The 13,788-nt window shown below is 59.3% G+C and carries 20 protein-coding genes; all 20 read left to right on the top strand.

What is annotated here, in order from left to right; genetic code table 11:
* Positions 1 to 106 precede the first annotated feature (106 nt).
* The 20 genes from KH616_RS01290 (at position 107) to KH616_RS01385 (ending at position 13,431) form a co-directional block, all read left to right on the top strand.
* On the top strand, positions 107 to 1,303 hold the full coding sequence (locus KH616_RS01290; RefSeq protein WP_080324312.1) for a phosphoadenosine phosphosulfate reductase family protein: 1,197 nt from the start codon (positions 107 to 109) through the stop codon (positions 1,301 to 1,303).
* Between the two features lie 170 nt (positions 1,304 to 1,473).
* Complete coding sequence (locus KH616_RS01295; RefSeq protein WP_046196409.1) at positions 1,474 to 1,653, top strand: hypothetical protein; 180 nt, start codon at positions 1,474 to 1,476, stop codon at positions 1,651 to 1,653.
* A gap of 20 nt (positions 1,654 to 1,673) precedes the next feature.
* Positions 1,674 to 1,865 carry a hypothetical protein gene (locus tag KH616_RS01300; protein ID WP_021158917.1) on the top strand — a complete coding sequence of 64 codons (192 nt, stop codon included), beginning with the start codon at positions 1,674 to 1,676 and terminating at the stop codon, positions 1,863 to 1,865.
* Positions 1,866 to 2,071: 206 nt separating this feature from the next.
* A complete protein-coding gene (locus tag KH616_RS01305) occupies positions 2,072 to 2,764 on the top strand; it encodes a hypothetical protein (protein ID WP_046196408.1) in 693 nt (230 codons plus the stop codon).
* 166 nt (positions 2,765 to 2,930) lie between these two features.
* Complete coding sequence (locus tag KH616_RS01310) at positions 2,931 to 4,196, top strand: phage protein NinX family protein (protein ID WP_292233029.1); 1,266 nt, start codon at positions 2,931 to 2,933, stop codon at positions 4,194 to 4,196.
* A 70-nt stretch (positions 4,197 to 4,266) separates the two neighbouring features.
* Complete coding sequence (locus KH616_RS01315) at positions 4,267 to 5,025, top strand: hypothetical protein (protein ID WP_174924694.1); 759 nt, start codon at positions 4,267 to 4,269, stop codon at positions 5,023 to 5,025.
* 339 nt (positions 5,026 to 5,364) lie between these two features.
* Complete coding sequence (locus KH616_RS01320) at positions 5,365 to 6,015, top strand: hypothetical protein (protein ID WP_131754402.1); 651 nt, start codon at positions 5,365 to 5,367, stop codon at positions 6,013 to 6,015.
* A gap of 79 nt (positions 6,016 to 6,094) precedes the next feature.
* Positions 6,095 to 6,670, top strand: a complete 576-nt coding sequence (locus KH616_RS01325) for a hypothetical protein (protein WP_080324308.1) — start codon at positions 6,095 to 6,097, stop codon at positions 6,668 to 6,670.
* Entirely contained in the window at positions 6,627 to 7,532 is a 906-nt protein-coding gene (locus KH616_RS01330; protein ID WP_292233034.1) for a hypothetical protein, read from the top strand. The genes KH616_RS01325 and KH616_RS01330 overlap by 44 nt, the downstream gene beginning before the upstream one ends.
* 130 nt (positions 7,533 to 7,662) lie before the next feature.
* Positions 7,663 to 8,328, top strand: a complete 666-nt coding sequence (locus tag KH616_RS01335; RefSeq protein ID WP_285518968.1) for a hypothetical protein — start codon at positions 7,663 to 7,665, stop codon at positions 8,326 to 8,328.
* A complete protein-coding gene (locus KH616_RS01340; protein ID WP_046196402.1) occupies positions 8,321 to 8,503 on the top strand; it encodes a hypothetical protein in 183 nt (60 codons plus the stop codon). Before KH616_RS01335 ends, KH616_RS01340 begins: the two co-directional genes overlap by 8 nt.
* On the top strand, positions 8,500 to 8,754 hold the full coding sequence (locus KH616_RS01345; RefSeq protein ID WP_080324306.1) for a hypothetical protein: 255 nt from the start codon (positions 8,500 to 8,502) through the stop codon (positions 8,752 to 8,754). Before KH616_RS01340 ends, KH616_RS01345 begins: the two co-directional genes overlap by 4 nt.
* Before the next feature lie 147 nt (positions 8,755 to 8,901).
* Positions 8,902 to 9,093 carry a hypothetical protein gene (locus tag KH616_RS01350; RefSeq protein ID WP_021158906.1) on the top strand — a complete coding sequence of 64 codons (192 nt, stop codon included), beginning with the start codon at positions 8,902 to 8,904 and terminating at the stop codon, positions 9,091 to 9,093.
* Between the two features lie 4 nt (positions 9,094 to 9,097).
* The gene (locus KH616_RS01355) at positions 9,098 to 9,439 is read left to right on the top strand and encodes a hypothetical protein (RefSeq protein ID WP_080324305.1); all 342 of its coding nucleotides are present in this window, start codon (positions 9,098 to 9,100) and stop codon (positions 9,437 to 9,439) included.
* Entirely contained in the window at positions 9,436 to 9,990 is a 555-nt protein-coding gene (locus KH616_RS01360) for a hypothetical protein (protein ID WP_080324304.1), read from the top strand. Before KH616_RS01355 ends, KH616_RS01360 begins: the two co-directional genes overlap by 4 nt.
* A 265-nt stretch (positions 9,991 to 10,255) precedes the next feature.
* Positions 10,256 to 10,525 (top strand): hypothetical protein, encoded by a 270-nt coding sequence (locus KH616_RS01365; protein ID WP_046196398.1) that lies wholly within the window; start codon positions 10,256 to 10,258, stop codon positions 10,523 to 10,525.
* Positions 10,526 to 10,558: 33 nt separating this feature from the next.
* Positions 10,559 to 10,876 carry a hypothetical protein gene (locus tag KH616_RS01370; RefSeq protein WP_046196397.1) on the top strand — a complete coding sequence of 106 codons (318 nt, stop codon included), beginning with the start codon at positions 10,559 to 10,561 and terminating at the stop codon, positions 10,874 to 10,876.
* Between the two features lie 51 nt (positions 10,877 to 10,927).
* Positions 10,928 to 11,677 carry a hypothetical protein gene (locus KH616_RS01375; RefSeq protein WP_046196396.1) on the top strand — a complete coding sequence of 250 codons (750 nt, stop codon included), beginning with the start codon at positions 10,928 to 10,930 and terminating at the stop codon, positions 11,675 to 11,677.
* A 124-nt stretch (positions 11,678 to 11,801) separates the two neighbouring features.
* Entirely contained in the window at positions 11,802 to 12,371 is a 570-nt protein-coding gene (locus tag KH616_RS01380; RefSeq protein WP_131754404.1) for a hypothetical protein, read from the top strand.
* A 64-nt stretch (positions 12,372 to 12,435) separates the two neighbouring features.
* The gene (locus KH616_RS01385; RefSeq protein WP_292233043.1) at positions 12,436 to 13,431 is read left to right on the top strand and encodes a hypothetical protein; all 996 of its coding nucleotides are present in this window, start codon (positions 12,436 to 12,438) and stop codon (positions 13,429 to 13,431) included.
* Positions 13,432 to 13,788: the final 357 nt, after the last annotated feature.

Genomic DNA, 13,788 nt, shown 5'->3' on the forward strand with positions numbered 1-13,788 from the left:
CTTGGCGGGACATCGCTTCCGCAAGGAGGGATGCTCGCTTCACTTTTACCCGTGCGGGGACGCGCTCCCCCACGGGAGCGTTTCTCTCAATAATTTGAGAAACGAAATGGGAATTATCGAAGAACCGGTTCACTTCATCACACCCCGGTTTCTGGAGGGTGCCCCACAAGGAAAGCCCAATCAGGTCTGTTTGTCCCCGGAAGTCGAAGCGTTGCTCGACCGCGATGCCGTAGTAGCGGTCGGGGTATCGGGCGGCAAGGACTCGGATGCCTGTGCCATCGCGGTGGCAAAGCACCTGGATGCGATCGGCCACAAGGGACCGCGTCTACTGGTGCATTCCGACCTCGGCCGTATCGAATGGAAAGACAGCCTGCCGAGTTGCGAGCGTCTGGCTCATCGATTGGGGTGGGAATTGCTCGTGATTCGGCGTCAGGCCGGCGACATGCTGGACCGCTGGGAGGTGAGATGGCGCAACAGTGTCCTGCGGTACGAGGAACTGTCCTGCGTGAAGCTTATTCTTCCCTGGAGCACGCCATCGATGCGGTTCTGTACCAGCGAAATGAAGACCCACCTCATTTCCAGCGCGTTGAAAAAGCGTTTTCCGCAAGGGGACATTATCAACGTGACGGGCATTCGCCGTCAGGAAAGCCCGAACCGCAGCAAGATGCCGGTCTGGGCTCCGAACGCCGAGCTCACCCGCAAGGGTGGGGTTGGGATTACCTGGAACGCCATCATCGAATGGCCTGTTCAGGACGTGGCGTATGCGATCCACGATGTTGGTCTCAGTCTGCACGAGGCCTACACCCGGTACGGATTGTCACGCGTCAGCTGCTGTTTCTGCATCATGTCGTCGGAAGCCGATCTCATCGCGTCTGCGATGTGCGAGGACAACCATGAGCCGTATATCCGCATGGTCCAACTTGAGGTGAAGTCGTCCTTCGCCTTTCAGGGAAACCGCTGGTTGTCGGACGTGGCGCCTCATATCCTGCCGTCGTCACTGCGAAGCGAGGCGAAGGAGGCGAAAGCCATCGCTGCGCAGCGCCAGGCCATCGAAGCCGAGATCCCGAAGCATCTGCTTTACGAGTCTGGGTGGCCGACCTGTTTGCCCACTCGCGATGAAGCCGAACTTCTGGCTCGTGTTCGCCGGCAGGTGTCAACGCTGCTCGGTTTTAACGCGCAATGCATTGACGCAGTTAGCGTCCAAGACCGATATGCGAGTTTGCTTGCTTTGAAAGAGGCCAAGGGCAAGGGGGGAGTGGTGGAACAAGTTGCTTCCCGACAAGCGGAACTTTGTTTTGGGTGACGTAAGTCCCCCTTTGGGGGGATTTACCAACCCGGATGTATGAACCTGTAACCCACGCCCGCAGCCTCCCCACAAGGGACGCTGCGGGCGTTTCCGTTTAGGAAATCCCCCGCTATTTGTGAACGTTTATCGATTGTTTATGTGAACTCTCTGACGGAAAATTTCGCATTATGCAAGGCGTCGATCCCCGATTCGTTCCCCTGCGCGATGCCCTCGATTGGGTGCGGGAGAGCGCTCGTCTGGTGTGGCGAAAAATCATCATGCATGTGGCGGTTTGGCGAGACGTCTTCCTCGGCGTCCCGGCGCAGCAGATGCCTAAAACGATTCCGGTCGAGAGCCTTCCGGCTTAACGACTGGCCACGGAGTGGACATGGTAGGGCAGTACTGGATCGATGCGGTTCAACACGAAAAAGCGGTCGGCCTTCTGCGCGAGGCGCTGAAACACATCAGTGACAAGCCATGGGAGGAGTCGTCGCTGCTCCATGCGCGGATATCTGAATATCTGGGCGAGCCGATCCAACACGCGGATGCGGTTGTGCTTGCGCGGGCAGGCCGGCTTTGACCGAAGGAATCGTGCACGATGTACCGCGCGGAAAACACGCGCGGATCTTCCCCCTTGAATCGGGATTTCCGTCTGATACGGTGGTACCACCTGGATGACAGCCCCGGCGAAGTAAAATGCTGAGCCGCTGGATGGCGCTGTATGGATCGCTAAGGGCGGCGCGCAGTCCGCTCGATTGAGCGGGATCTCCAATTTCTGAGGCCACTATGCCGTTTCTTGCTATCACCGCCTTCCTGATGTACGCGAATATCTTTGCCGCCATCCGGCAACTCGGAAAGCCGGGAAAGGGACCTCTGATCGGCGGCGCGCACATGCTGACGTGCCTGGCGGCATCGATCGCCTTCCTCGGTGGAACGGAGCTGATTCAGTTCAACCTGTTTGGCGGCATCGGCGGAGCTGCGTACAACTGGACGCCGCTTGCGTATTTCGTTGTCGGCTTGCTGAGCCTGATCCTGTTCGGGATCAAGTTCGTTTCGGCCGCGCGGGCCGGCCAGTCGGGCGGGAATCTGAGGTTCGGCCTATCGCTTTGGGCGGTCTTCGCAGCACTCTATGTCTGCGGGACGGCCATCGATCACTGGATTTTCTTTCGTGACGTGAACAGATCCGGCTCGATGGACGTCGGCTTCACGGGTGAGCAGATGACCTGCAGTGGCGACCAGATCCTTGTGCGCCTGGAGGCCAATACAGCCGTCTATCGGTGCCCGAAATCGATCAGACTGGGTCGCGACTATGCCCAACCGTTCGTGCCGTGGCCGAGCTACGTACAAGGCGAGAGCGCCAAGCTCAAGGCGAACGTCGACGCGGTGCAAAAGGCGGCTGCTGAGTCGAAAAACGGCGTCGTACATCTGCCGGATAGCGTGACCAGGTATCTGTCGCAGCCAACGCAAGACTCGAACTGACCTGCGCAGCATCGAGGAACTTCTCGTCAGGAATTCCGCGATATACTGATGCCTGATTTTCGACGGTAGCTGGACCGAAACCAGCCAACAACGCACTATTCGGTGCACAACCCTAGCGGGGCAGTTTCCCGCCGGGGGCCTGCTTCGCATCTTTCAGGAGCAGGATATGTCTCAACCCACCGTGGTTTCCCGACGGGGCGTGGTCCCGTTCAATGTCACGTTCGAGGCGACGGGCTTTACCGACGCTGATCTGTGCAATTGCGAGTTCGCTGAAGAAGAAGCGCGAGGGTTCAGCGAAGTTGCGATGACCGAGGGACAGTTCCCGGCCGGAATCCTTTCCGTCGTCCGGGGATGGATTTCCGAAGACGATGCGCAGAAGCCGACCGATCGCAAGGTGTTCGTCTGCGTCACGTTGCGGGTTTACGCCGCGAGCGTCGAAGACGCGTCTCGAACGGCTCCGCCGGCGGCACTGTTGACGCGAATCGTGGACGCGATGGCGTCCACCGTAACCGGTGAATGCCTGGTGAGCCTCGAAGGCAACTGGAAGGTCACCGAAGTCGTCCCATTCGGTGAGCTGGCAGATGGTCAAGCTGGGGATGGTTCGGTCGAGACGATCCGTCAAGGTCGGCCGGATGGGGAATTGCTGGAAAAGCGGATTCTCGCGGTCTTTCTTCCGCAAGCCTGGGTGAACGACTACGCGACGTACATCGACGGCCAGCAAGCCGTGGATGTGACGAAAGTCGTGCTGGAGATGGATCTGCAGAAGATCCACGCTCTGCGCGACTATTCTGATTCGACAGATGCTCTGATAGACACTGTTGCACTCGGTCATAACGGTCCGTTCACTGTTCGTGCCAAGGACAGCATTTGTGATTTTTTCGAGGTGAAGGACCTGTCCGACATCGCGGAATCCATGCTGCTCGCTGCTCGCAAGGCAACGCTGAAACTGCCGGGGATCCAGTCTGAAACCGTTTCTGTCAAGGTTCAGGAATTGTCCGGAAGCCGGCTCGACTGGGCCGTGGCTAAAGCTCTCGGCTGTAGCCTTGTCAGCGCGCACGATCACTTCCGCCGCATTGCTGCGGGAGCGTGGAGCGAAGAGAAGATCGTCGAGCATTTGGGAAAGATATCCAACGAGCAGTGGATCATTGACCCCATTACCCACAACGCTGTACCGATTCCGACGTTTTCGACATCCTGGCAGTCTGCTGGTCCGATCATCGACCGGGAGAATATGTGGCTGTCAAGCGCTCGCTATATGGCTCCTTCAGTAACGCCAGATGCAGACCGGGCATGGATGGCGAAATCCCTCGCTCTTGCACCGATTGCGCCAATGTATGGTCCCACGCCACACGTTGCCGCAATGCGCTGTTACGTCGCCAGCAAGTGTGGTGAGGTTGTCGAGACCCCTGCCAGCTTGTCGGGCCGAAAGTGACTTTTTAAACCCTCGCGGGGAGCATTCCCGCTTGGGGGATGCTTCTCGCATATCGATTTGGGAGAAGCATATGAATCAAGTTTCACTGCTGGAAACGCCGGCCGGTACCCGCCCTGCGCCGAGACAAAGACGAAAGCCGTCGATTTCGACGTTGCAGGTGTTGTTGATCGTAAAGCGCGGAATGGACCTCGACTCGTTGATCGACCGTTTGCAGAAGCAGACGTGCGAAGCCTACGCGCGGTATGGCGTCGGCTCCGAGCAGTATGAACAGCTGTTCGACGATTTGCACTGTTGCAGAATGGTTCGCATGGCGTTCGATTTCCGAGCAGCTCGCGGTTTGCCGCCCGATGGTCCCACGCCGTACGATGACACTGATTTGGCAATGTGGCTCGATGAAATTCGGGAGGCGCCGGAAATGCCGTCATGGTCCTATGTGTGCGAGCACTTTGGCCTTGACGAGAGCTTCCAGTATTCGGAAGCTCAGCAGGAGGAGTACTTCCGGCTGCTGAGTCAGGAGCATGCAGCCTCGGAGACCGAAGGGAAAATGCTTATCGTTGACGGTGTTGAACGTACGGTGGATGGCTTTGTGCTGGCGGCGGTCCGGTGGAGCGGTTCGCATCTCCGCAGCTTCCATTTGACTCGAGACGAGGCCGAAACCGCGATGAAGGACTCCACGGACATTGACGACCTGAACGTGCTTCCTGCCAACGTGCGTTTTGCCAAGAATGGAAACGTTCGGTATTGGCGGTCGACGGGAGAGCCGGTGGCGCACCGGAAAATGCGTGGATCTGAAGCGTCGTTGTCGGGGAACCTGGAGGAGATCAAGTAGACCCCATCGAAATTTTTCGGCATGTGACCATTAACCCGCATCACCCGCCCGCCGTGCATCCCTTTATTGGGGTGCCGACGGGCATTTTTTTGTTCGGATTTTCCGTCGAACAGAGTTAGCCGTGTGGCCAGGTTTGGTTTTCAGCACTCCGGGACTAGGCTTCACTTCTTGGCGGGAAATTCCGATATACTTGATCCCGATTTCACTGGTAGCTGGACCATCACCCAGCCTGGCGGCACCGCCGCATTCTCATCAATCTGCCTTCGGGCAGTATCTCAACCCAAGCGGGGCAGTTACCCGCACGGGTAGCCTGCTTCGCGCGACATCAGGAGCAGGAAAATGACGGAACCGACGATCAAGCCCGAAAGGCATGATGTGTATAACACCGGGAACTTCCCGACGTTCATCTGTAACCACGGCAATTGGGACATTTACACAAACTCCCGAGGCCATTGTGCCGCGATTCCAACGAGAAGCGCAGCAGGGATTGGATGTAAAGCGTCCCATTTTGGCGACCGCGCATACGTGAAGGCAACTTTGCCGGCGGAATATGCCGCATGGGAAGCGCTTCAGCGGGAACTGCCTCATGTCAATGTGCATGCGCACGGCGACCGCGGACAAGCTAGTGACCTCGAGCAGTTCATCAAGATCGCGGCCGACTCGATCGACCAGTTGCGCAAGGTGGATGTGTATCGCGTACTCAGCTCCGTACGTGCAGACAACATCGATGGCGTAACGCGGCTCGATCTGGCGACCTTCATCGCCGTAAAACGCATCGATCTCGTCGACGAAGTTGCAGAGGTGATGGGCGAGGAATTCCCACAAGATGGCTGGGAGCGGACTGCGGTTTGCCAAAACCTCGAACAGGCGAAAGCTCTCGGCTTCGAAAGCGTCGCCGCGATGCGAGACCATCAGCGATGGCTGGAGAAGAATGGCACGGCGGAGTACAAGTCGTGGGCTGCATCGGTCGCGCAAGAGCAGAAGCAATAGCGTCGAAGCCTGAAGGTCAACCTAGGCGGGGCAGTTACCCGCCCGGGTTTCTGCTTCGTGTCACTCAAGGAGAAGGAGAATGCACGAAACAAAGATCCCACAGTCTGTTCAGTTCTACGTCAAGCACGCTTTGAACGTTTTGCGCGAGCAGGAGGCGGCTCTTCACGGGGTGCAACTGGCGCGTGGGAATGGCCATATTCTGGCATTGGAACTGCAAGATCGCGAAGGGAAGATCAAGCAGGCTATGGAAAGACTTGATGAGTTTCGGGGCCACGCTGTCGAAAACGGCGTCGACGGTGACGCCTTTATTCAGAAATGTGGCGGCGTTCCGGAATTCGAGAGGTTCGGATATCCCAAGCCGGTACAGATGCGTGGAATCGAGCAGGGCGCATACGATGGGACAGCATGCGGCATCAAGCTGGTAGGGCTCCCGATCCACATTGGCGAGCGGGACCTGCTGATCGGACGTGAAAACGAGATCCTTTCTGTTCGGGGGCCAACCGGAAATGTCGTGTTCAGCGTCTCGCCATCCGTTCCATGGACGGCTGACGCGATAGTCAAGTCGCTCAATCATGAGGACGTTGTGCATGCCGTAGACGGCGACGTAGCGGATGCCTATCTCGGCGATTGTTGGATTGGCGGAACCGAGGTTTAACCGGCCATATCTGGAAAGCACTTTTTACCCAAGCGGGGCAGTCACCCGCTACGGGGCCTGCTTCGCGTTACTCAGGAGCAGGAACATGACTCAAGCAGTTCAAGGTGCATCGTCCGGCCTCAAAGCCGGCACGCATTTCTTCGTTTCTACGCCGGTCGAGATCGACGGTTTCGAATGGCGATGCATGGTTCGACAAGGCGAGTTGGGCCGGCCAGAAAAGCATCACGTGTTCCGTCCTGTCGGCAGTCAGGCATGGCATGCCGATAGTGACTGGATGGGCGGCGACAGTAAGATCGGGGACATCCCGGAGTCGATCGCGCAGAAGGTCGATTCCGAGGTCCACGAGCAGATCACGAAGGCCATGTCGGGCGAGTTTGTCCCGAATGCCAACATGATCCGGGCGGCAGAGAACCTGCTGCTCTCGATGTCTCATGAGGATGTAGTCCGCCCGGTCGTCGTCGCGTATGAAACGGAGATCCTGACTCGTCATCAGTTTCGCATCGCGCGGAAGTATGTCGAGCACGGGTGTGACGACGTGGTCATTCTCGACCGGAAGCGATCGTACATGCTGGAAGAGTCGGACTTCGCGATCTACCTCAAGCAGTGCTTCGAGGCACGCGATGCGGCAGGGCTCAAGGTCAGAGCGCCGGACAACTGTCCGCTGCTCGAAGCCGAGAACACCCGCATCCAGGCCGAAAATCTGCTGCTGACGGCGATGGCGGAGCTCCCGAATCTGGCGGCGATCGGCAAGCCGTGGCTGACGCTCGAAGCCCGGAAACGGGCTATCGACCTGACGCTCGACATGGTGGCGCCGTTCTGTGGCGATGCCGACGGCATCATCAATCGACTCATGGCCGCATAACCTAGGTCTGAATCGTACCCAAACAGCCCATTCACCCTTTTGGTGGATGGGCTGTTTGCCTTTGTGGAACGGCTTGTTCTGCCGGTGCTCGCTGCTATCATTGGCCCGACTATTGCCATGGAAACTTGTCATGCCACAGCAACCCGAATCGCACGCCTGCCGGATTTGCGGCCAGCAGTTCGACCGGCCAGGGAAACCGGACACCGGTGACTGTGGCAGTGATTGCGTTCGGTGTATGGCGGACTACCGTGATCCGGACGCGCTGGAAACCATGCGCAAAGTCGAGCCTGACAATCCAAAATGGAAGTCGGCCACGGGTCACTGGCCGGGCCCTCAAATCGCGCTTGACTGTGACCCGGACTTACAAGAGGTGGCTCGGCTTACTACAATGATGCGGGATGTGTTCGATCGCGTGCTCTCTGCCAGCAACATCGCAAGGACGAGGGGGACGTGCGCTTACGGCGCGATCCTGCTGCGAAACTCGCTCGAGCAGTTCGGCAAGTGCGCGGCGGCCGTGCGCGGGGGCGATGGAGCTCTCCGCGAAGGCGCCATCGACCAGGCTGGCATGTGGAATGGCCATTACTGGGTAGAAGGGAAAACACCGGGCGGCGTGGGCTTCGTCGCGGACATCACCGCGGACCAGTTCGGCTGGCCGAATGCTGTCGTGCTTCCGATGGACCAGGCCCGCGAACGCTACCGGGCCGGCGATGATGAAATCGTCGCGGAAGCCGTGGACGATCTCGAGGCGCAGATCACCGCCGAAGCGCGACTGGCGATCCGGTGCCTCGATGACTGAGGGCGTGTTCGAAATGCTGCTCGCAGCGGTGAACATCGCGCGGTTCCAGCAGATCCGCAAGGTGACGACGCTGAGGGCTGAGCTTGTCCGCAGGTTTCCGGACCGGAACGAGGATATCGACGGCGCGATCCTGGCCTGGGCGAACTACGAGCAGTCGAAGGGGAGGCCGGATTGAGCCTGACCCGTGAAGAAGCGCTTGAGTCTGAAGGACGTGCCTGCAAGGTGCCGGAGCCAACGGGTGGCTTCGTCTACGGCTACATCGTCGAGGTTCACCCGAACGGCGACTTCGTCAAGTTCCAGAAGGGCGTGTCGAGCCGTGTCAGCCCGCAATGGGTTCGGCGCGAGGATGTCATCCTGCAGCCCCTCGATGCCGAAGCCGGCGAGCAGCTCCGCTTCCGGTTCGACCCTCCAACTGATCCCCCTTGAATCGGCCTCGATCGCCGGTAATCTGAAAGGCGAAAGTACGCCCGGATGCGCGTCGTTTTCGAGCGGTCCAATCTTGCCGAATCCTCCAGAATTGAAAGGAAGCGGCCTATGGGCGCGCGGTTTGACCGAGAGAGAGTGAGGGAATCTATGCTGAGAGCGGCAACCGTATATATCGAGCGCTATGAAGTGCGCGATGATTCCGCAGGAACGGTAGAAGATCACGGCCACGACTTCGACGGGGCAGATCAAGACTTCAATGAAAGGGTGGATGCGGTGAAGGCTCGCGGTGGAGATCCGGCCGATGTGACGCTGATCGCCGTGCTGGCCACCGGAGCTTGACGAGGTGCTGACCGTGATCCGCAGGATTCCATGGCAAGCGAAGGAAGCCGTTTTCGTCACTGCCCTCATGACGGTCCTGGGTGTCTGCTTTCCCGACGATGCGGATGCGTTTGCCGTGCTGTCGATCATCGTATTGTTCGCGATCGAAGATCTTTGTAAGACCGCGCTGCGAATCGCGATCAAGGAGCGGACGGTCGGTCAGGCCACGGAAGACGAACACCTCTATGTGATTCTGCCGCGATGCCGGTACAAGCTGCTGGTTCTTCGCCAGGTGTTGGTGTTGGGAGAGGCTAAGCTGGCGCAAGCCCGCCAGGCGGCCCGAAAAAACAGAAAGGACGATTCATGATTGGTGCGTTGCTGATTTTCCTCGGGCTGGCGCCGGCGGGCGCGAGGTCGAATCCCTGCGACATGCCAGGCTGGACGATGGGCGAGAGCGTGGCGTTTGTCTGTGACATGGACGATGCCAAGAGACAAGCACAAAAGCACCTGCCTCTCGAATACCAAGGAGCGCGCAGCGAGGTGTCGTTCCGTGCGGCGCCGGTTGGCGGTAAGCCGGGAGTCGCCCTGATCGTGACGGACCGAATCGTGCCGGTGGAAGATGCACCCCGCGAGGCTGCGCTGCTTGGCCCTTGGGGCGGATGGGTGGACGAGCAAGGCAAGGTTCATGGCACAAAAGACGCGTGGATCATGCCTATCGCCGCGGCTGGCTCGTCGTCGAAGCCGGCGGGCACGGTAGTCTATCTCGTGAATTCGCCCGCACCGGTTTCGAAGTTGTCCTCCGTGGCGGGCGAGCCGCCTCAACCCGTTCAGGATGCGTTTGCTCGGGCCGAATTGACGGCCGTGGAACCCGCGAGCACTCCCTGCACCCGACGTTGCACCGGTACCTCTCTGCGGTGAGAGCTCTGGTTTCGGATCGACGAGCACACGCGGCTGGTGCATAGCACGCAGCGGCAGGTTGCGATGGCGGCGAACGCATCCCGAACGGGTTTCATTTTTGCCCATCGGGCGGCGCGCGAGCACACCCGATCCTTTCCTAAGAAGCTTGCAAAAAGCCCACGCAATCGCGCAAATCCCCCCTATTTTGCAGCCTGTTTCCGAATTGTCGGATTTTTCCCGATCCCGATAATGGGTGGCTGATTCCACATCAGCCTAGGGCTTGTCCATGAAATTCGTGTTCGCGACGCTGGCCGCTTCCATCCTGATCGTTGGTCCAGCCGCCGCACAGGCGCAGCAGACGGATCTGCCGCATCCCTGCAAGTCGAGCACTGGCCAATGGACGCTCTGCATCGGCGACAGCCCGATCGACACCACGGGAAATCGCGTCGACATGGCCAACGAGGTTGAGCAAGTGAACTCCGCATTGGCGCCGGTGCGACAGAAGATCAGCGAATTCGTCCAGACCAAGCACCAGGCCGCTACTGTCGGTCGGTGAGCGGTCACGTATCAATCCCTAAGAGGATCACCTATGGATACCGCTGTCGCCTTGCCGAAAGAACGTCATATCGAGGATGTGGTCTTGCCCGATCTGGCCGACAGTCAACAGTGGACCTGTGAGAACGGTTGCGGGAATTGTCGTCCGGTGCAGGCCGACTTTGAATATTCCCGAGAGGAAACTCAGGACGACGTGCTGCTGAAGAGCAAGACCTGCAAAGTCTGGGTCAGCCACTGCTGCAAGGCAAATCTGGTGTTGTGGGATGACCAGAACGAAGTGGAAGTCGCGTGGGCAGGCGGGGACTTGAATCTAGATGGCCTCGTGTCGAATCGCGGCGATTCGCTGGAGTGAACAGCGCAGATTTGCTCGGCCTGCTTTGAACATTTTTTGAGGAGTGAAGTGATGAAGTGGAACGCTACGCGTCGCCTCGGTGCTATCAGTGCCGTGCTCGCTCTCTGCATGTGCGCTGCTGCAAATGCGCAAAGTGTGACGAGCAGCAAACCTGCCACCTCCGATGTGAAGCTCGACAGCTCCTGTACTGTCAACGGAACTATCACGCTGGATGCCAGCGGCGCCGTCGTCGAGTGCCGGGACAAGAAGTGGGAGGCGCCGGCTGCTCGGGCCGTGCCGCCGGCAAGCTCCAAGGTCGTGATGCTCACGGTGACCGTCCAATCGAAGAACGAGACGCTGGCGAGCGTCCCGTTGGTTCTGCATGACGGGAAGTCGACTCACTACCGGTCAGTCACCCAGGGGGGCTACGTCAGCGATGTGGGGCCGTGCAAAAAGGAAGATTCGTCGACAGCCAGCGGAGGACTTTCAGTCGGTCCGACCTCGATCGGTAACGAAATGTGCGTGACTACGTCGCCGCTGGTGACTGGACTGGAAATCGCCGCCGAGCCGCATGTACTGGAGAACGGCTACGTCGTGCTCGATCTGAAAGCCTCCAACAGCCAGCTGATCTCACTGGAGAACGTCACCAACGAGGTGGGTACGGTGCAGATTCCGAATACATACACGTGCGGCCTGGAATCCACTGTGACGCTGAAGCCCGACGTTGATACGGTCGTCGAGTCCTGTGCGAACGATTCGAAGGCGCAAACCATTTCTGTGCTGGCCAAGGTAGTCGACAGAGGCGCGAGCACTTCGCAGTGATTCCAAATCGCCCGGTGGACGTGACCGTATTCGTACCGTGTTCTGCCAGCCGCAAACAAGCTCTGCTTTGAACTGAATCGTGCGCGCTCGCATGTTGCCGGCGTGACTTAACCTGGAGTGAAACATGAATCTCAAATCCACCCGTGGCCTGTTTGCATTGTGCGGTGCCCTGATGTTCGGCTACTGCGCTACGGCGTCTGCGGACATTCCCTCGGTGTCGGCAAACGCCAAGGTCGTGCAAATCACGCTGAGCATCAAGAGCGACAAGGGCGACAAGGCGACCTCGGTCGTGCTGACCGCAGCCGACGGCGTGAGCACCAACGTGGACGAGCACACCAGTATCTCCTACGTCAGCGCGATCGCTCCGTGCAAGGACAATCCGACCAAGAACTGCGTGTCGTATGCGGATCTCAAGACGGGCTTTGACTTCGGCGTGCTGCCGCGTGTGCTGCCGAACGGTGACGTGCTCCTCGATCTGGTGTACGACAGTGCCCGCCTCAACTCCATGCGCGACTTCAAAGCCGACATCGGCACGATCCAGCTTCCCGACGTGTCGAAGAACGGCTTCAAATCCGCGGTCAAGGTCAAGGCCGGCGTCGAAACCGTCGTCAACTCCGCGTCCGACGCGAGCGGCAAGCAAGACGTCGTTGTGACGGTCAAGCTCGTCGATCCGAAGACGGGCGCAGCAATCTGATGCGTCGGCGCTGGTAGGGGGCAATGTGACTCTGCCAGCTTTTCGGTTTCTCTGGAACTCCTCTATGAGCAAGCTAGTCAATCGGTTGGCCCTGCGGGCCCCCAAATGGCATGAACGTGCCCTTAGGGTAGCGAGCGATGGGGCGACATGGCTTGCCGTCGCGGCGGGAGTTCTCCTCCTGCTTCCGCGTCCCCCGCTTCAGGGAACTCTCACGCTCGACCTGTGTGCCGATATCGTGTTGGTGGGCCTCATGTGGATCGGGCTGACTCAGTTGATCCTACCGGACGGTCGCAGGACACTGCTCCGCGCACTTGCGCTCACGGTCGTCATTCTCTTCTTGAGCCTTGGCGCTCCGGATATCTCCGCGCTACTGTCCGCGTTGAGCGACGTGCCGCGAGCGGCAATTCCGGCTCTGGCGGCCGTGGCCGTTGTTGCTGCTGTGGAATCCTTGGTGGCCAAGCGTCGATCTGCCCCGGCCGCCAAGAAAGTGATCGTGCGGCCCTACACACAATCCCCCCAGGAAATGCGGCGAGTCGCAATCCACGAGGCCGGCCATACGCTGCTTTACAGGCTACTCCCCGAACGGCCCAGCGACATGCGTGTCTCTGTCCGCGCGGTGATCGACGAACAGAACTCGAGAGGCGGTGAGGTCAAGCTCACTCCGATGCAGGTACCGGCAACCTACGCCTATATCGCGATGCTGATCAATCTGGCGGGCCTCGAGGCGGAATTTGCAGTGTTGGGCTCCCGCGGCAATGGGGGAACAGACGACTACGCCGAATGGATGGAATCGGCTACGCGGTTTGCCATCGCTGGAAGCGCTGGCGCCTTCTATCGTTGCCCGGTTAGCTTCTGGCAACGGCAGATCAACCGGGACACGATCGACGCCCTGCAGGAACGTCAGCGGAACGACCTGCGTGAATTCTTCGCCGGTAACCGGGAGTTGTTGGTTGAGCTGGCCGATGACATCCTCGCGCGTGGCGAACTCGGCCACGAGCAGATCGCCAACTACCTCGATCGCGTCGACGTTCGTCCGCTGGCATATCGGATTCCATCTTGATGGACCAGATCTCGCTCTCGAGTGCGCGGCGCCCCTTGAATCGGGTCGCCTGTCCGGTACGCTCGCTCTGTTAGCAGTAGCAACCCTTACTCGGTACCCGAAGGAAATCTCGTGAACAGCAAGCGTCTTGCCCCGGATGTGGGCGCAACTGGTTTCCCGGAAGGGGAGTCATCTGCGCTCGTCGTGTCGTGCCCGGGTGAGGGGTGTGGCGCGCGAATCTGGATCGGGGAATCTCAGCTGCAACGCTGTGGTCGCCGTGCCGGAACGGGCTGCGAGGGCGATGCCTCCTGTGCGAAGTGCGGCTGCCGCGTGCACGTCGAGATGTGCGGGCTGGGCAGCATTACCGTCGAAAAGGAA

The sequence above is a fragment of the Burkholderia sp. genome, assembly GCF_018375725.1.
Taxonomy (GTDB): domain Bacteria; phylum Pseudomonadota; class Gammaproteobacteria; order Burkholderiales; family Burkholderiaceae; genus Burkholderia.